At 57.9% G+C, this 17,442-nt stretch carries 18 protein-coding genes and 1 pseudogene; 12 read left to right on the top strand and 7 right to left on the bottom strand.

Annotated elements, in window-relative coordinates; genetic code table 11:
* Window positions 1-203: 203 nt before the first annotated feature.
* A pseudogene (locus tag IWX85_RS16290) lies at window positions 204-491 on the top strand (transposase); the annotation flags it as partial.
* Between the two features lie 159 nt (window positions 492-650).
* On the opposite strand, the gene sbcB reads toward IWX85_RS16290, so the two are convergent.
* The 4 genes from sbcB to icd form a co-directional block, all read right to left on the bottom strand.
* The gene (gene sbcB, locus IWX85_RS16285) at window positions 651-2,093 is read right to left on the bottom strand and encodes an exodeoxyribonuclease I (RefSeq protein WP_196870413.1); all 1,443 of its coding nucleotides are present in this window, start codon (window positions 2,091-2,093) and stop codon (window positions 651-653) included.
* A gap of 157 nt (window positions 2,094-2,250) precedes the next feature.
* Window positions 2,251-4,587, bottom strand: coding sequence for an ATP-dependent Clp protease ATP-binding subunit ClpA (gene clpA / locus IWX85_RS16280; RefSeq protein ID WP_036811845.1), 2,337 nt, complete (start codon window positions 4,585-4,587; stop codon window positions 2,251-2,253).
* A gap of 79 nt (window positions 4,588-4,666) precedes the next feature.
* Entirely contained in the window at window positions 4,667-5,038 is a 372-nt protein-coding gene (gene clpS, locus IWX85_RS16275) for an ATP-dependent Clp protease adapter ClpS (protein WP_036814119.1), read from the bottom strand.
* Window positions 5,039-5,213: 175 nt separating this feature from the next.
* Window positions 5,214-6,467 (bottom strand): NADP-dependent isocitrate dehydrogenase, encoded by a 1,254-nt coding sequence (gene icd, locus IWX85_RS16270; RefSeq protein WP_196870412.1) that lies wholly within the window; start codon window positions 6,465-6,467, stop codon window positions 5,214-5,216.
* Window positions 6,468-6,689: 222 nt separating this feature from the next.
* Here icd and IWX85_RS16265 point away from each other — a divergent pair, with 222 nt between their 5' ends.
* A complete protein-coding gene (locus IWX85_RS16265; protein WP_036811851.1) occupies window positions 6,690-6,989 on the top strand; it encodes a hypothetical protein in 300 nt (99 codons plus the stop codon).
* 164 nt (window positions 6,990-7,153) lie between these two features.
* Window positions 7,154-7,591 carry a DUF192 domain-containing protein gene (locus IWX85_RS16260; RefSeq protein WP_036814122.1) on the top strand — a complete coding sequence of 146 codons (438 nt, stop codon included), beginning with the start codon at window positions 7,154-7,156 and terminating at the stop codon, window positions 7,589-7,591.
* Between the two features lie 84 nt (window positions 7,592-7,675).
* On the opposite strand, the gene IWX85_RS16255 is transcribed toward IWX85_RS16260, so the two are convergent.
* Complete coding sequence (locus IWX85_RS16255) at window positions 7,676-8,257, bottom strand: superoxide dismutase (protein WP_036811852.1); 582 nt, start codon at window positions 8,255-8,257, stop codon at window positions 7,676-7,678.
* A gap of 57 nt (window positions 8,258-8,314) precedes the next feature.
* Window positions 8,315-9,634, bottom strand: a complete 1,320-nt coding sequence (xseA, locus tag IWX85_RS16250) for an exodeoxyribonuclease VII large subunit (protein WP_196870411.1) — start codon at window positions 9,632-9,634, stop codon at window positions 8,315-8,317.
* A gap of 337 nt (window positions 9,635-9,971) precedes the next feature.
* Between xseA and IWX85_RS16245 the strand changes: the two genes are divergently transcribed.
* The 6 genes from IWX85_RS16245 to adk all read left to right on the top strand — a co-directional run bounded on the left by IWX85_RS16245 (window position 9,972) and on the right by adk (window position 13,865).
* Window positions 9,972-10,604 carry a MotA/TolQ/ExbB proton channel family protein gene (locus IWX85_RS16245; RefSeq protein WP_036811853.1) on the top strand — a complete coding sequence of 211 codons (633 nt, stop codon included), beginning with the start codon at window positions 9,972-9,974 and terminating at the stop codon, window positions 10,602-10,604.
* A complete protein-coding gene (locus IWX85_RS16240) occupies window positions 10,601-11,029 on the top strand; it encodes a biopolymer transporter ExbD (protein WP_196870410.1) in 429 nt (142 codons plus the stop codon). Before IWX85_RS16245 ends, IWX85_RS16240 begins: the two co-directional genes overlap by 4 nt.
* 40 nt (window positions 11,030-11,069) lie before the next feature.
* Window positions 11,070-12,101: a tetraacyldisaccharide 4'-kinase gene (lpxK, locus tag IWX85_RS16235; protein WP_196870409.1), complete on the top strand. Its 1,032-nt coding sequence runs from the start codon at window positions 11,070-11,072 to the stop codon at window positions 12,099-12,101.
* Entirely contained in the window at window positions 12,082-12,264 is a 183-nt protein-coding gene (locus IWX85_RS16230) for a Trm112 family protein (RefSeq protein WP_036811858.1), read from the top strand. Before lpxK ends, IWX85_RS16230 begins: the two co-directional genes overlap by 20 nt.
* 6 nt (window positions 12,265-12,270) lie before the next feature.
* Window positions 12,271-13,053: a 3-deoxy-manno-octulosonate cytidylyltransferase gene (gene kdsB, locus IWX85_RS16225; protein ID WP_036811860.1), complete on the top strand. Its 783-nt coding sequence runs from the start codon at window positions 12,271-12,273 to the stop codon at window positions 13,051-13,053.
* A gap of 155 nt (window positions 13,054-13,208) precedes the next feature.
* The gene (adk, locus tag IWX85_RS16220; RefSeq protein ID WP_036811863.1) at window positions 13,209-13,865 is read left to right on the top strand and encodes an adenylate kinase; all 657 of its coding nucleotides are present in this window, start codon (window positions 13,209-13,211) and stop codon (window positions 13,863-13,865) included.
* Between the two features lie 44 nt (window positions 13,866-13,909).
* Here adk and IWX85_RS16215 read toward each other — a convergent pair whose 3' ends face one another.
* Complete coding sequence (locus tag IWX85_RS16215; RefSeq protein WP_196870418.1) at window positions 13,910-14,875, bottom strand: asparaginase; 966 nt, start codon at window positions 14,873-14,875, stop codon at window positions 13,910-13,912.
* Between the two features lie 127 nt (window positions 14,876-15,002).
* On the opposite strand from IWX85_RS16215, the gene lexA reads away from it, so the two are divergent.
* The 3 genes from lexA to IWX85_RS16200 all read left to right on the top strand — a co-directional run bounded on the left by lexA (window position 15,003) and on the right by IWX85_RS16200 (window position 17,436).
* The gene (lexA, locus tag IWX85_RS16210; protein ID WP_196870408.1) at window positions 15,003-15,707 is read left to right on the top strand and encodes a transcriptional repressor LexA; all 705 of its coding nucleotides are present in this window, start codon (window positions 15,003-15,005) and stop codon (window positions 15,705-15,707) included.
* Between the two features lie 27 nt (window positions 15,708-15,734).
* Window positions 15,735-16,259, top strand: a complete 525-nt coding sequence (locus IWX85_RS16205) for a hypothetical protein (protein ID WP_196870407.1) — start codon at window positions 15,735-15,737, stop codon at window positions 16,257-16,259.
* A 169-nt stretch (window positions 16,260-16,428) separates the two neighbouring features.
* Window positions 16,429-17,436, top strand: a complete 1,008-nt coding sequence (locus tag IWX85_RS16200) for a D-2-hydroxyacid dehydrogenase family protein (RefSeq protein WP_036811867.1) — start codon at window positions 16,429-16,431, stop codon at window positions 17,434-17,436.
* Window positions 17,437-17,442 lie beyond the last annotated feature (6 nt).

The raw sequence follows: 17,442 nt of genomic DNA, 5'->3' as shown, positions 1-17,442 counted from the left end.
AACCCAGAAACCCCACAAATCAAGGAGCTTCGAAACACGCAAAAAGTAGCCTGACTCACTTCACTTCAGGCGACAACTTCCTTGACAGCCACCGGCCCGTGCGTGAGGTGTACCTCAATCCCGATCAAAAGCATGACCAAAAGGAGAGCAGCAAGGAGTTCAACAAAGCCGCTTAAATTCAAGACTCACAGGCGACAACTAGCTTGACATTCACCGGGGGCGAGCGTTGCCCGGGCTATGCGCCGTGCGGGCACTGGCATACCACGACGTTTGTCTGCGCGTTGAGTGCCCAAGGACTTCTGGCGCCCTTGGTGCTGGACGGGCCGATCAACGGCCAGGCCTTTGTCGCCTGGGTCGAGCAGTTTTTGGCGCCCGAGTTGCGCGCAGGAGGTATCGTGGTGATGGACAACTTGAGCGTCCATAAAGTTGCCGGTGTCAGCGCGGCCATTGAAGGCGCAGGCGCGGCGTTGCGCTACTTGCCGCCCTGCAGCCCGGATTTCAACCCGATTGAGCAGGTGTTTGCCAAGCTGAAGGCCTTGCTGCGCAGCACCCAGGCCCGCACGTCGGCTCACTGCTGGACAGGTTCGCGCCTGATGAGTGCGAACGTTATATTCGCCATTGCGGCTATTGCCACTCAGGATGATTCCACTCTAGCGTTCCGGCGCAATCGACTCTGCGTAGTCATACAAGGCGCCCAGAATCGCCTCGGCATGATCGTCGGCAGTTTCGGCCAAGGCGTCAATTTCTTCGAACAACGCATCCACATTGCGTGCGCCCCCGCCGCCTTCGAGCAGCCGTGCGGTCCGGTGCGCTTCCCAGCGCTCGGAATCTTCCGGCCCCAGAGTTTGCGGAAAATTTCTGGCGCGGTAGCGAAACACCAGTTCGGGCAAGCGCGGGTCATCAAACCCCATGCGGCTGTGCGCCAGTTCGTCGGCCGACATCGCGCGCAGCTGGTTCAGCCTGCGGCGGTCATCGTTACCAATAAAGCCGCCATACAGGTTTTCATCCACGTCGGACAAGTCTTGTGCGGGGCGCCGGAACACTTCGGACCAGATTTCGCTCATGTCGGGCAAGCTGGCGGCAATTTCGGCATGGCGCAGCGCCTTGTCCTTGTCCACTCCCCAGCGCGTAGCCATGTTGGGCGTTAAAGTTTGTAGATTACGTACGACCATGGGTGACTTGTTCAGGTGAACCGACTTGACCGGCAGGCGCAGCATGCCTTCGGGCAGGTCAGCCGACTTGCTGAACAGCCGCAGGCGCAGCGTGGCCACGTCTAGCTGCGGCAACTCGCTCGGGTCGTGCGCCAGATCCCAGGCGAGCACTTCGTTCTTGTTCGCCGGATGGGAGGCCAGCGGAAACATGATGGCCAGACAACCACGCTCGGGGGGAAACATGCCCGAGACATGCAAGAAAGGCCTGGACAATTGCGCCGTCGCCGGCAGTCCGAGTTCGCAGAGGACCCTAGCCTTCTTGTGCAGCCCCAGGCAAAAGTCGAACAGCTTGGGCTGCGCCGCGCGGATCAGCCGGGCCAGCGCAATCGTGGCGCGCACATCCGACAGCGCATTGTGCGCGGCCTCATGCATCAGGCCATTGGCCCGGGCCAGATCTTCGAGCCTGAAGCTGGGCTTGCCGTCTTCCTTCAGCGGCCAGTTGATCCCGTCAGGACGAAGCGCATAAGCCATCCGCACCACATCCAGCAAGTCCCAGCGACCACATTCGTTTTGCCATTCGCGGCCATACGGGTCGATCAGGCTGCGCCAGAACAGGTGACGCGTCACTTCGTCGTCAAAGCGGATGGTGTTGTAGCCCACGCCGATCGTGCCAGGCTGCGCCAGCACCTGTTCGATCTGCGTGGCGAACGCATGTTCGGGCAAGCCCTGCGCCAGGCAATGCTGGGGCGTGATGCCGGTCAGCACGCAAGACGCCGGGTCTGGCAGGTAATCATTGGCCGGCTGGCAGTAAATCATCAACGGCTCGCCGAGCTCGTGGAGTTCGGCATCGGTGCGAATCCCGGCAAACTGCGCCGGCCGATCGCGGCGCGTATTGAGGCCAAAGGTTTCGTAGTCGTGCCAGAGAAAGGTGTGGGAATCCATGGGCTGGTTTTTTCCAAGATTTTTAATCAAACTGGTCTCTTGCGCAGGTAGTACGGTCGATTTTTGCTATTTTTTTTTAGCACCATAAAAAAGGCCGGTAGCATGATGCTACCGGCCTTTATGAGCCTGCCAGCCGGTTCAGGCTGGGTTCAGGCGGTCAACTCGCCTCGGCGGCTTCCGATTCCGGCTTGGCACGGCCTTCGCGCTTGGCGAGCGGCTGGATGTCAAGCTCGACTTCGCCGTTTTCCACGCCCTTTTCGTCAGTCGTGACCTTCATGTCCACGGTCAGGCGACCGCCCTCGGTCAAACGGCCAAACAGCAACTCGTCGGCCAGCGCACGGCGGATCGTATCCTGGATCAGCCGCTGCATCGGACGCGCGCCCATGAGCGGATCGAAACCCTTCTTGCCCAGGTACTTGCGCAGCGTGTCGGTGAACGTCACCTCGACCTTCTTCTCGGCCAATTGGGTTTCAAGCTGCAGCAGGAACTTGTCCACCACGCGCAAAATGACCACTTCGTCGAGCGCCTTGAAGCTCACCACCGCATCGAGCCGGTTGCGGAACTCGGGCGTGAACAGGCGTTTGATGTCCGCCATTTCATCGCCGGCTTCTCGCGGATTCGTGAAACCGATGGTCGCCTTGTTCATCGTCTCAGCGCCCGCATTGGTCGTCATGACAATGATGACATTGCGGAAATCGGCCTTGCGCCCGTTGTTGTCAGTCAGCGTGCCATGGTCCATGACCTGCAGCAGCACGTTGAAGATGTCCGGGTGCGCCTTTTCGATTTCGTCAAGCAGCAGCACGCAGTGTGGCTTCTTGGTGACGGCTTCGGTCAGCAGCCCGCCTTGGTCAAAGCCCACGTAGCCCGGCGGGGCGCCAATCAGGCGGCTCACGGCATGGCGCTCCATGTATTCCGACATGTCAAAGCGGATCAGCTCGATGCCCATGATGTAGGCCAGCTGCTTGGCCGCTTCGGTCTTGCCGACACCCGTGGGACCGGAGAACAGGAAGGAACCAATCGGCTTGTCGTCCTTGCCCAGGCCTGAACGCGCCATTTTGACAGCCGACGCGAGCACATCAAGCGCCTTGTCCTGACCAAACACCACGCTTTTGAGGTCGCGTTCCAGCGTTTTGAGCTTGCCGCGGTCATCGTTCGAAACGTTGGCGGGCGGGATACGGGCAATCTTGGCCACGATTTCCTCCACCTCGGTCTTGGTGATGGTTTTCTTGCGCTTGTTGGCCGGCAAGATCCGCTGGGCCGCGCCTGCCTCGTCGATCACGTCAATCGCCTTGTCAGGCAAATGACGATCATTGATGTACTTGGCACTGAGTTCGGCCGCAGCTTGCAGGGCCGCCAAAGCATATTTGACGCCGTGGTGTTCTTCAAAGCGCGACTTCAGCCCCTTGAGGATGTCGACGGTCTCCTGCACCGTCGGCTCAACCACATCAACCTTCTGGAAGCGCCGCGACAGTGCGGCATCTTTTTCGAAAATACCGCGGTATTCGGTGAAGGTGGTCGCACCAATGCACTTGAGCTGACCCGAACTGAGCGCCGGCTTGAGCAGGTTGGACGCATCCAGCGTGCCGCCCGAAGCAGCCCCAGCACCGATCAGCGTGTGGATTTCATCAATGAACAAAATACCGTTGGGCTTGTCCTTCAGCGACTTGAGCACGCCCTTGAGGCGTTGTTCAAAGTCGCCCCGGTATTTGGTGCCGGCCAGCAACGCACCCATGTCGAGCGAATAGACCTGCGCTTCGGCCAGGATTTCCGGCACGTCCTTTTGCGTGATGCGCCAGGCCAGACCCTCGGCAATCGCCGTCTTGCCCACCCCGGCTTCGCCCACCAGAAGCGGGTTGTTCTTGCGGCGGCGGCACAGGATCTGGATCACGCGCTCGACTTCGTAATGGCGGCCGATCAGCGGATCGATCTTGCCTTCCTTGGCCAGCTGGTTGAGGTTGACGGTGTACTGCTCCAGCGGCGACGCCTTTTCATTCTTCTCGCCACCTTCTTCATTTTCGGCAGCGCTTTCGCCGGTTTTGGTCGGCTCGGGCGGGTCGCTTTTCTTGATGCCGTGGGCAATGAAATTGACCACATCCAGGCGCGTCACGCCCTGCTGGTGCAGGTAGTACACCGCATGCGAGTCTTTCTCGCCAAAAATGGCAACCAGCACGTTGGCGCCGGTGACTTCCTTCTTGCCGCTGCCGGTAGACTGCACATGCATGATGGCGCGCTGAATCACGCGCTGGAAACCCAGCGTGGGCTGCGTATCGACATCGTCGCTGCCGGCCACCTGCGGCGTGTTGTCCTTGATGAAATTGGCAAGCGACTTGCGCAAATCGTCCACATTGGCTGAGCAGGCGCGCAGCACTTCAGCGGCACTTGGGTTGTCCAGCAAGGCCAGCAGCAGGTGTTCGACGGTGATGAACTCGTGACGTTGCTGGCGGGCCTCGACAAAGGCCATGTGCAAGCTGACTTCTAATTCCTGGGCAATCATAGATTTTCCTTTCGGCTTGCTTGGGTAACTACTTAACTTGTCTGTTCGACGCTTAAAAGGATATTGGCCGATTTTGCCGTTATTCAATGGGCTCGCTGACACATTGCAGCGGATGACCGTTTTTACGGGCGGCTTCGGTCACCTGGTCCACCTTGGTGGCGGCGACATCCCTGGAGAAAACCCCGCAGATTCCTTTTCCATCGAGATGAATCTTTAGCATGATCTGCGTAGCCGTCTCGCGGTCCTTGTTGAAAAATTCCTGAATGACCACCACCACGAACTCCATGGGCGTGTAGTCGTCGTTCAGCAACACCACCTGGTACATCTGCGGTGGTTTGGTTTTTTGCGGGCGGCGCTCCAGTACCACCGAGTCTCCGCCGTTGACATCGGCAGGCTTGACGACAGCAGGACTTGGCGGCTTGGCCGGCGATTTGGGAGGGGTTGTTGCCATGGAAATCATTCTAGCCATCGGTATCGTTCGTTGCATCAGACAAATCAGTTGGTGTTGTACAGACAAACTTCAAGCCTGCTGCGCCAGGTTCACTTATGCGCGCTTTCCCGGCATGAAAAAACCGCCGCGGGATTACTCCGCGGCGGTCTGCATTGCTGTTTCCCGAAAAATCCGCTCACATGTGGTCGATCATGACCTGGCCAAAGCCCGAACAACTCACTTGGGTGGCGCCATCCATCAGGCGGGCAAAGTCGTAGGTGACCTTCTTGGAGGCGATCGAGTGCTCCATCGAGCTGATGATCAGGTCAGCTGCTTCCATCCAGCCCATGTGGCGCAGCATCATTTCGGCCGACAGGACCAGTGAACCTGGGTTGACGTAATCCTTTCCGGCGTATTTTGGCGCGGTGCCGTGGGTGGCCTCGAACATGGCAATGGTGTCGCTGAGGTTGGCCCCCGGCGCAATACCAATGCCGCCAACCTGAGCCGCCAAGGCGTCGGAAATATAGTCGCCGTTCAGGTTGAGCGTGGCAATCACACTGTACTCGGCCGGGCGCAGCAGGATTTGTTGCAAGAAAGCATCGGCGATCACGTCCTTGATGACGATGTCCCTGCCGGTTTTCGGACTCTTGAACTGGCACCATGGGCCGCCGTCGATCAGTTCAGCGCCGAACTCCTTTTGCGCCAGGGCATACGCCCAGTCGCGAAAGCCGCCTTCGGTGAACTTCATGATGTTGCCTTTGTGCACGATGGTCACGCTCGACTTGTCGTTGTCAATGGCGTACTGGATCGCCTTGCGCATCAGGCGCTCGGTGCCTTCGCTGGACACCGGCTTGATGCCGATGCCCGAGGTTTCAGGAAAGCGGATTTTTTTGACACCCAGTTCGTCCTGGAGAAACTTGATCAGCTTTTTAGCCTTGTCGCTGCCTGATTCAAATTCAATACCGGCATAAATATCTTCGGAATTTTCACGAAAAATCACCATGTTGGTCTTTTGCGGCTCCTTCACCGGCGACGGCACACCGGCAAAGTACTGTATGGGGCGCAGGCAGACATACAGGTCCAATTCCTGGCGCAGCGCCACGTTCAGGCTGCGGATACCGCCGCCCACGGGCGTTGTCAGTGGTCCCTTGATCGACACCACATAGTCCTTCACGGCGTGCAGCGTTTCTTCAGGCAGCCACACGTCGGGTCCGTAGACCTTCGTGGCCTTTTCGCCGGCAAACACTTCCATCCAGTGGATTTTTTTCTTGCCGCCATAGGCCTTGGCAACCGCGGCATCGACTACTTTCAGCATCACCGGAGAAATATCGACACCCGTGCCGTCGCCCTCGATGAACGGAATGATGGGCTCGTCAGGCACATTCAGAGAGTTGTCTGCGTTGACGGTGATTTTCTCGCCTTGGGCGGGCACCTTGATGTGCTGGTACATGTACTGAAGTCTCCGGTAAGCCTGGATGGCGCACCTGATTGACGCGCCGCTTCAGGAAATTGAGGTAAGAACCAATTAAATTTTAGTCCCAAAAATCTTTGCAAAGATATTTGCGCAACGCTGTCAACGCATTGAAAACTGTGTCGTTATGGAAAGGACTCCGAAAGGTTCGGGGTGCTTTCAAACGATATCTGACGTTACCAATTCCACAAGGAAATCCAAATGAACAAAATCCTCGCTACTCTGATTGCCGCCCTTTTCGCTGCAGGTGCCTATGCACAGGCGCCTGCCGCCGCACCGGCAAAGCCCGCAATGCCAGCCGTTGCAGCAACACCGGCAGTGACCGCTACTCCGGCTATGCCAACCGCCTCTGCTCCCGTTGCAAAAGCCAAGCCAGCAACAATGACCACGGAAGAAAAAGCCGCTGCCAAGGCTGCTAAAAAGGAAAAAGCCGCTGCTGCCAAGAAGGCAAAGGCAGATGCCGCCATGGCCAAAAAAGAAGCTGCTGCCAAGAAAAGCTGAAAACTGGCAAAACAGTTTCCCTCTTCAGTCAAAATGCCCGCCTAATGCGGGCTTTTTTTATTGCCGTGCTTATGCTGATGAACAAACTTCCGGGGTACGTGCGCATGGAATTCAAGAACTGCTTTTTTAACGGGCGAGCCAAGGTGTACCACCTCATCGGTGCCATGGCATCGACAACAATACTGTTGTTGCCAGTATTGACGGCTGCACAACAAGCGCCACAACTCAACCTCCAGCGGACCAAACTAAGCGCTGGCATGCATGTGATTGATGCACAGTTAGCCCTGACTCCCCAGGAGCGCCAGATTGGCTTGATGCTACGCAAGGACATGCCGCAGCATGAGGGAATGCTTTTTGTTTTCGAACAGGCCGCTGAACAATGCTTCTGGATGAAAAACACGTTGCTGCCCCTGACTGCCGCCTTCGTGGCCGATGACGGCACGATTGTGAACACGACGGACATGAAACCTGAAACCACCGATTCGCACTGTTCAGCCAAACCGGTTCGCTATGTTTTGGAAATGAATAAGGGGTGGTTTTCAAAAAAAGGCATTAAGCCCGGCAGCAAGCTGTCCGGCCCGATGTTTGAGGGACCGCGCTGATCAGCGTTGCAGCAAGCACAGTAAAAAGCCGACGTCGCGTCGGCTTTTTTTGGCTGATCGAGGTCAGTCGTCAAGCATCTGACATCAGGAAAAATTGCTTTCAGCAAATTCCCAGTTCACCAGGCTGGACAGGTAAGTTTCGACAAACTTGGGGCGTTGATTGCGGTAATCAATGTAATAGGCATGTTCCCATACGTCGACCGTCATCAAGGCTTTGTCACCTGTGGTCAATGGGGTGCCGGCGGCGCCAGTGTTGACGATGTCAACGGTACCGTCAGCTTTCTTCACCAACCAGGTCCAGCCCGAGCCGAAATTGCCGACTGCGGACTTGACAAATGCTTCCTTGAACGCTGCGTAGGAGCCAAATTTTGCATTGATGGCTTCGGCCAGCGCACCGACAGGCTCGCCACCACCGGCGGGCTTCATGCAACTCCAAAAGAAGGTGTGGTTCCATATCTGGGCAGCATTGTTGTAGACGCCGCCACTCGATTTTTTGACGATCTCTTCGAGCGTCATCGATTCGAACTCGGTGCCTTTTTGCAAGTTGTTGAGGTTCGTGACGTAGGCGTTATGGTGTTTTCCATAATGGTACTCAAGAGTTTCCTGGCTATATTGCGGAGCCAGTGCGTCCATGGCATACGGCAGCGGGGGGAGCGTGTGTTCCATATATTTCCTAGTGGGGTTGATGAGATGTCCATTGACATGCAATGGACATTGTAAAAACTAAATCAATCGGCGTGCAACCACCGTCAAATCGACCTGTCCATCGGCAAGGGTAGCGCGCACCGGCTGGCCGGGATGGGTAGTTTTCACGCTGGTGATGGCATGCCCTTCCAGGTTGGCAAGCCAGGCATAGCCGCGCTGAAGCACCAGATGCGGGTCCAGCATGTCAAGCCGCAGCTGGGCGCGTTCCAGTCGATGACGGCTGTGCATCAAACGGGCGGCCAGCACTTTTGGCAAATCACTGCTCAGCGCTTCCAATCGACGCATTTCTTGACCCAACGCCAGTTGCATGGCATGGCCAAGACTTTGGGCAATAACGCCCAGCCTGCCATGCTGGCGTATGAGCAGATGCGAAGGCTGGCGGGCGCGTGCCGTCGCCCGGTCCAGCCGCTGGCTGGCAGCCTGCATCTGCCGGTCCACGCCGTTTTGCAGACGTGAAAAAGCCTGCTCTAGTGCAGCCAGCCACGAGGTTTGCGGTTGCGCACACAACTCCGCTGCCGCCGTAGGTGTTGGCGCGCGTACATCCGCGCAGAAGTCGGCAATGGTGAAATCCGTTTCGTGTCCGACACCGCAAACTACTGGCATTGGCGAGGCAATGATGGTCCGAGCCAGCAACTCATCGTTGAAAGCCCACAGATCCTCCATCGCGCCGCCGCCACGAACCAGCAGCAGAACATCGACCTGATCTGTCGCTTGCCGCTCGGCAGCCTTGAGCAATGCAGCGCGCAGTTCGCCGGCGGCTTGTATGCCCTGCACACTGGCCGGATAGATCACCACGGGAATGTGCGGCGCCCGGCGCTGCAGGGCCGTCACCACGTCATGCAGCGCGGCGGCACCCAGCGAAGTCACTACACCGATGGCACGCGGCATGACAGGAAGCAAGCGCTTTCTGGCACTGGCGAAAAGCCCTTCGGCTTCAAGCCGGGCCTTCAGTTGCAAGAACTGCTCAAACAAGCTGCCCTGGCCGGCCTGCTGCATGGATTCGACAACCAGTTGCAGTTCACCCCGCGGCTCGTACACGCCCAGCCGGCCGCGCAATTCGACCAGTTGGCCATCGCGCGGTGAAAAATCCAGCAGACCCGCCGCTCGACGAAACATGGCGCAGCGGACCTGTCCCTGCTCGTCCTTGAGTGAAAAGTAGCAGTGCCCGCTGGAAGCGCGTGAAAAGCCGGACAGTTCGCCCTGCACCGCAACAGGGTTGAACCGGGATTCCAGACTCTGCGCGATGGCGCGCAGCAATGAGCCGACTGGCCAGATTCGGGAACCACCTTCAGACGAAGGGGCCAGCAGTCTTTCATGCGAAGGGTAAGCATCAACCACAGCAATCTCCAGAATGTTTAAAAAATCATTAGTCCACAGGCCATGAAGCGGGGCAGCAGGGCTTGCGGCATCCTTGGGATAGCCCGAAAAATGGCGCAACCCTTTGATTTAAAACGAAAAATGACTGCCTAAATTTTCATCGTTCTATCAAAATGACGGACTGGAGCGGCTTTGGGCAAGCTCAGCACAGACTTGCCCACAAAGTTATCCACAGATTTTGTGCATTGCATGATTCGATTCGCGCATGCGCAACACTCACTTTCAAGCCGCCGCAAAAGGCTTGTCGGCACGGGAGCTGCGCCATAATCCAGCACCCCTATCTGTCTGGAGATGCGCATTGTTTTCGATCATACAAGCAGCTGGCTGGCCCATCTGGCCCCTGCTGGCGTGCTCCATCGTTGCGCTGGCCTTGGTCATTGAACGGTTTTCCAGCCTAAAACCCATGAAGATTGCGCCGCCCAAGCTACTTGGCGAAGCCATGGTCGTTTCACGAACCACCGTTCCATCGCCGGACGTGGTGCTCAAACTGGAACAGAATTCGCTGCTTGGCGAGGTGCTGGCCAGTGGTTTTCGTGCCCTTGGCGCCAATCCCCGCATCAGTGAAGCCGATCTTCGTTCCACGCTGGAAGGCGCTGGCCGGCAAGCGGCGCACAAACTCGAGCGTTACCTTGCGGCACTGGCGACTATTGCTTCGGCAGCGCCCTTGCTGGGACTGCTGGGCACGGTGATTGGCATGATCGAGATTTTTGGCGCTCAGTCCGTCAACGCCAGCAACGCTGGCGGCGGCAACCCGGCGCAACTCGCGCAAGGGATATCCATTGCCCTGTACAACACCGCCTTTGGCCTGATGGTAGCCATTCCGGCCCTGATATTTTGGCGTTATTTCCGTGCCCTTGTGGATGGCTATCTGTTGTCGATGGAACTTGCAGCTGAACAGTTCGTGCGCCATCTGAACCGATTGCGCCAATGAACTTTCGACCTCGCGAGCGCCCCGAGCCTGAAATCAACCTGATTCCGTTCATTGATGTGCTGCTGGTGGTACTCATCTTTTTGATGCTTTCCACCAGCTACAGCAAATTTACCGAACTCCAGGTCAAACTGCCCGCCGCCGACGCCGAGCAACTGCGTGACTATCCGAAAGAGGTCATCGTGGCCGTCAGCAGCGACGGCCGCTACATGGTCAATCAAACCCTGGTCGATGGCCGTGGAATCGAGCCGCTGGGCGCTGCCCTCACGCAAGCGGCCAAGGCCGGGAAAGACAGCGTCATCATCATCAGCGCGGATGCCAGTGCCACGCACCAGGCGGTGATCATTGTGATGGAAGCCGCCCGGCGCCACGGGATGACGCAGATCACGTTTGCGACCCAAGGCACCGCTCGCTCAGGCGCCAGGTAAAACTGCGAATATTGACCCTTTGGTAGAACATGTCAGCTGCGTGAAAAATATTCTTTTAGTCGCCTGGCGCACGCGTGGCTGGCTGGCCTGCCTGCTCTGGCCGGTGGCGCAGGTTCACGGCCTGGTGGTCAGAGTGCGCCGGTCCCTGTACCGGCGCGGCATTCTGCGATCCAGACGCTTTGACGTACCGGTCATCGTGGTGGGCAATGTCGTGGTAGGCGGCGCGGGAAAGACACCGCTGGTGGTGGCGCTGGTCAGGCAACTTCAGTCACAGGGTTTGCGCGTGGGCGTGGTGTCTCGAGGCTACGGACGCGCCGGCCGGCACAGCCTGGAAGTCAGGGCAAACACACCGGTTGATGCGTCTGGCGACGAACCCGCGCTTATCCAGCGGGCAACAGACGCTCCTGTCTTTGTAGCTGACCGGCGAACTGACGCATTGCGCGATTTGCTTGCGGCCTACCCTGCAACCGACGTTGTCGTCTGCGACGACGGCCTTCAGCACTATGCCTTGCAGCGCGACATCGAAATTGCCGTGTTCGATGACCAAGGCGCAGGAAACGGCTGGCTGCTGCCTGCCGGCCCGCTGCGCGAACCGTGGCCCGGGCGCTTGGACGAGGGCATTGACCTGGTCCTGCACACCGGGCAGCAGGCTGCGTTTGACGGTTACACCTCACGGCGCCAACTGGCCGACCATGCAGTTGATGCCAACGGCAATCGGCTGGCATTGACGTCCTTGACGCATCAACCCTTGGTGGCGCTTGCGGGCATCGCCAATCCTGAAGCGTTCTTCGGCATGCTCAGGGATCGCGGGCTGACGCTGGACAAAACCCTTGCGCTCCCTGACCACCATGACTTCAAAAAGGAAGACCTCAAGGCCCTGTCGGGCCGGACCGTTCTGTGCACGGAAAAGGATGCGGTCAAGCTGTTCTCCCTGCCAGCCCCGCCGGGGCTGCAACTGTTCGCAGTCCCCCTCGAATTTTCGCCAGAGCCTGCGTTCTTCGCCGCCCTGGATGCGCTGCTGGCGCCTCTGCTTTCTCAATTACCATCAAGCCATGGACACCAAACTCATTGAATTGCTGGTCTGCCCCGTGACCAAGGGTCATCTTGAATACGACCGGCAAAAGTTCGAACTCGTTTCGCGCAGCGCCCGCCTGGCCTATCCTGTTCGAGATGGCGTCCCGGTCATGCTGGAAAGCGAGGCACGGCCGCTGAACGACGAAGAGCTTGGCCTGTAAGCAGGCATGAGCTTTACTGTCCTGATCCCGGCGCGCCTGGCATCCACGCGTCTGCCCAACAAGCCGCTGGCAGACATTAATGGCTTGCCCATGGTGGTCCGCGTGGCTCAGCGCGCCCTGCAAAGCAGTGCGCTGCACACCTTCGTTGCCGCTGACAGTGAAGAAATCATTGCGCAATGCAAAGCTTTCGGCATACCTGCGGTACTCACCCGCATCGATCACCCCAGCGGCAGTGACCGGCTTGCCGAAGCCTGCGATTTGCTGGGACTGGCCGATGACGCTATCGTGGTCAACGTGCAGGGGGACGAGCCGCTGATCGACCCGGCCCTGGTCGATGCGGTGGCCCAGGTGCTGCAAAACCGCCCAGACTGTGCCATGGCAACCGCCGCGCACGCCATTGATGAATTAACTGATTTTCTTAACCCCAACGTTGTCAAAGTGGTGCTGGATGCGCAGCAGACAGCCCTGTATTTCAGCCGTGCGCCGATTCCTTCAGCACGCGACCTGTCTTGCCAGGCATGGTGGCAGCAAGACAGGTTTCCCCGGCCGCTGCGCCATGTTGGGATCTATGCCTACCGGGTCGGTTTTTTGCGCCGGTTTCCGCAGTTGCCACAAGCTCCCATGGAACAGCTTGAGTCGCTCGAACAGTTACGCGCCTTGTGGCACGGCTACCGGATAGCCGTTCACATCACCGAGCAGGCACCGGGCGCCGGGGTGGACACGCCTGAAGATCTGGAGCGTGTCAGGCGCCTGACGGCTGAAAAGCCGAATCTGGCGGCGTCTGTGTAAGCTGCCGTCAGGGATGTGCATGCTATCCTAGACCGGAAAATCCTCCGGCGGCAAAAATCACGAACAACCCGCTGGGACGCAAACCGACAATGGGCCAATTGGCCGGTCAAACCTCCGGTTTGGCATGCAGAATTCACAATAATCCGAGGACATTCATGAGACTTATTTTGTTGGGCGCACCTGGCGCGGGCAAAGGCACACAAGCCACGTTCATTTGCCAAAAATATGGTATTCCGCAAATTTCCACCGGCGACATGCTTCGCGCTGCAGTCAAAGCCGGCACCCCGCTGGGCATTGAGGCCAAGAAAGTCATGGATGCCGGCGGTCTGGTCAGCGATGACTTGATCATCAACCTGGTCAAAGAACGTATTGCCCAGCCAGACTGCGCGCAGGGTTTCCTTTTCGATGGTTTCCCTCGCACCATTCCCCAGGCCGATGCAATGAAGGCCGCCGGTGTAAAAATTGATTACGTGCTGGAAATCGACGTGCCGTTTGAAGCCATCATCGAGCGCATGGGTGGACGCCGTTCGCACAGCGCGTCGGGCCGAACCTACCACGTCAAATTCAACCCGCCCAACATCGAAGGCTGTGACGACGTGACCGGCGAGCCGCTGATCCAGCGCGCAGACGACAAGGAAGAAACCGTCGCCAAGCGGTTACAGGTCTACAGCGCCCAGACACGCCCGCTGGTGGCTTACTACTCCAGCTGGGCAGAAGCCGCACCTGACGAAGCACCAAGATACCGCGCCATCAGCGGCACAGGCAGCGTTGAAGTGATCACCGAAAGAGCCTTCAAGGCGCTGTCGGACTGAACAGGTTCAGACGCCGACTCAAGCCATCCCCAAGGATGGCTTTTTTATGCCTGCCCGACCGCTGAAGACCTCGCGTCTTCAGCCGCCAGATCCAGTATCAGCGCGATCCTGGCCTTGACCGGACTGAGCCCCTGCGAATCTGCAATCGCGCAGCCCGATAGCGACAAAACCTTGCCATCAACGCAGCGCGTCGAACGCACAATACGCACCCCGGCAGCTTGCGAACTGAGCAAACCGGCTTGCAGGTCCTCATGAATCGTTCCGTTGCCTGTGCCAGCCACCACCAGCCCCCGCACGCCCTGATCGACCAGTGCCCGGACCATGAGCGAGCTCGCGCCTGCGTAATTCATAACAATCTCGACGCGGGGCCAGATTGCTATTTTTTCAATAGCTAAAAGAGCAATATCAGCCTGCGGAACTGGCCAATTCCTTAGCAATCTTAGCTTGCCTTCCTCAACATAGCCGACAGGGCCGGCATCACCGGAACCGAAGGCGTCGAGTTTGTAAGGATGCACTTTTTGCACATCCATTGCGCTGTGTACCGTTCCGGCGCAGACGACCACCACGCCGCAGGCCTCCGGATGGCTGGCGACCACCACGGCATCCATTACATTTTGCGGGCCATCAGGCGCCAGAGCGGTGGCCGGGCGCATGGCGCAGGTGAGCACCACCGGCTTGGCCGGCTGGCATGTCATCTGCAAAAAATAAGCAGTCTCCTCCAGCGTGTCCGTGCCATGCGTGATGACGATGCCCTGGACATCATCATCTGCAAGAAAATGGCGCACGCGATTCGCGAGTTGCGCCCAGACTTCAAAGCTCATGTCCTTGCTGTCGATCTGGCTCACCTGTTCGCTGATGATCGAACCGCTTCCGTGCAGCGCAGGGATGGCAGCGATCAGTTGCTCAATGCCCACCTCTGCAGCGGTGTAACCGATGTTGTCAGAGGCATGGGCAGCCTTCCCGGCAATGGTTCCGCCGGTTCCCAAAATGACCAGTTTGCGATGCTTCATAGGATGTAATTGCTTTTTTATAAAAGCTGTATGAAAATACAGTTGCTGGCTATTCATACAGGTATACTAAATTTAGCCAGAGCATAGATTTCAGGCAAGTCCCGTTTTAACCCAAGGCCCAAAGCTTATGCGCACTTCCAATGATTTTTCAGCTCTGCCTGCTGGCCGACCCAAACTTACTGCAAGACAGGCACAAATCCTGGAATTGATCCAGAAAGCAATCGCCCAGGCAGGCGCGCCTCCGACCAGGGCAGAAATTGCTGCCCAGCTCGGTTTTCGTTCACCCAATGCAGCCGAAGAGCATCTGAAGGCGCTGGCAAAAAAGGGCGTCATCGAACTTGTCAGTGGCACCTCGCGAGGCATTCGACTTCGAACCGAGGCCCTGCAAGCCTTAAACCACTCGCGGATGGAGCCGTTTTTAATGCCTTCTGACCGGATTAACCAGTGGGCCCTGCCCCTCGTGGGTAGGGTGGCTGCGGGCAGCCCGATCCTGGCGCAGGAACATATCGAACAAACGTATTTTTTTGAAAGTTCATTGTTCGATCAGAAGCCTGACTACCTCCTCAAAGTGCGCGGCATGAGCATGCGTGATGTGGGGATCATGGACGGCGACTTGCTGGCCGTGAAGCAGGCCAGGGAAGCCCAAAATGGCCAGATTGTGGTCGCCCGGCTGGGCGACGAAGTCACCGTCAAACGCTTTCACCGCAACGAGCACCTGATCGAACTGCTGTCCGAAAATCCCGACTTCAAGCCCATCGTGGTCCAGCCCGGCGAACCTTTCGAGCTTGAAGGCCTGGCCGTCGGGTTGATCCGCGGCAGACTGTCGATGTAGTTCTTCCAGCCTTTCTTGCGCTACCCGATGGCGTTGCCTTCTCTCGGGGTAGCGGCAGCTAAATCGCCACTGTTTGAAAACGATCCGCCTTTCCTTTTGGCAGACCCTGCCACGCCTGTATCCAAACTTTATCAACCGGAGTTCTTCATGCGAATCATCAGCTTTTCACATGCCCCCATGCAAGCCTTCTGGACGGTCCCGGTTCAGGCGATGGCGCCCTGGATCACCCGGATCAGGCATTCGTTTGGACACGGTGCAGTTCATTCCATTGCACAGCGCTTGGCAGGGACAGCACAATTTTCTTTTCTACCGTGCACCGCAACGGCCAGCAACCACGCCATTTTTGACATTCCTCCTGAAATTGCCCGCCCACCATGCATCCCGATGCCACAGGAACCGACACGCAGCGTGCTGCGGGTCGTACGTGAATCCGACGCGGCCATTCAGCCCGATTGCGCGGGACGCATGGTCATTTCAGGGCGAATGGCCGATGTTTGCGCAGAACTTGACCGCATGACCCTGCTAGCGGAATCCACTATCGCCGGTTGCTGATTTTTCCTGCGTCAGGAAAAAGCGTCTGGCGACCCTACAACGACTCAGAACCTGATTGCCATTCCCCGCAATTCGAACCTTGGTGTGAATCGCAAACCAAGAAATAGCCTATTCAGGTTGTGAACTACTGATCTTCGAAAAACAGGAATCTTGAAGGCACAATATCTGCATGAATATTGTGATTCTTGATGATTACCAGGACGCAGTGCGAAAACTGGCCTGCGCGGCAAAGCTTGAAGCCTACCCTGCCAAGGTCTATACCAACACCGTCAAGGGCGCTGGCCAACTGTCGGTCCGGCTGAGGGACGCTGACGTGATCGTACTGATCCGCGAGCGCACCCACCTGACCCGCCAGGTGATTGAAAAGCTTCCCAAGCTCAAGCTGGTCGTCCAGACGGGGCGGATCGGCAGCCATGTGGATGTGGCCGCCTGCACAGAACGCGGCATTGCGGTGGCCGAAGGCTCGGGCTCACCGATTGCGCCAGCGGAACTGACCTGGGCGCTGGTCATGGCGGCCACGCGCCGCATTCCCCAGTATGTGTCGCATCTCAAGCATGGCGCATGGCAGCAATCGGGTCTGAAATCGGCGTCGATGCCGCCTAATTTTGGCCTTGGATGCGTGCTTAGGGGCAAGACGCTGGGGATTTGGAGCTACGGCAAGACAGGCCAGCTGGTGGCCGGCTACGGCCGGGCATTCGGCATGCGGGTAATCATCTGGGGCAGCCCGGCCTCGCGCGAACGCGCCCAGGCCGACGGCTTTGAACTAGCACCCAGCAAGATCGAGCTGTTCAAGCAATGCGACGTTCTCAGCCTTCACCTGCGACTCGGAGAAGAAACGACCGGCATCGTCACACTGGAAGACATGTCGCGCATGAAACCCACCTCGCTGCTGGTCAACACGTCACGCGCCGAACTGATTGAATCCGAAGCGCTGATTGCGGCGCTCAACCGTGGGCGGCCGGGCATGGCAGCGATCGACGTGTTTGAATCGGAACCCATCCTTCAGGGGCATGCCCTTTTGCGGCTGGAGAACTGCATTTGTACGCCGCATATCGGTTACGTCGAGCAGGACAGCTACGAAATGTATTTTGGCGCAGCCTTTGACAATGTCATCAATTTCATCAAGGGCACACCGACGAATATCGTCAACCCAGGCGCGCTGCAAGTCAGGCGCTAGCCCTTG

Source organism: Polaromonas sp. CG_9.11, assembly GCF_015752225.1.
Lineage (GTDB): Bacteria > Pseudomonadota > Gammaproteobacteria > Burkholderiales > Burkholderiaceae_C > Polaromonas.
Note: the sequence above shows the minus strand (reverse complement) of the source record. Positions and strands in the feature narration are given on the sequence as shown.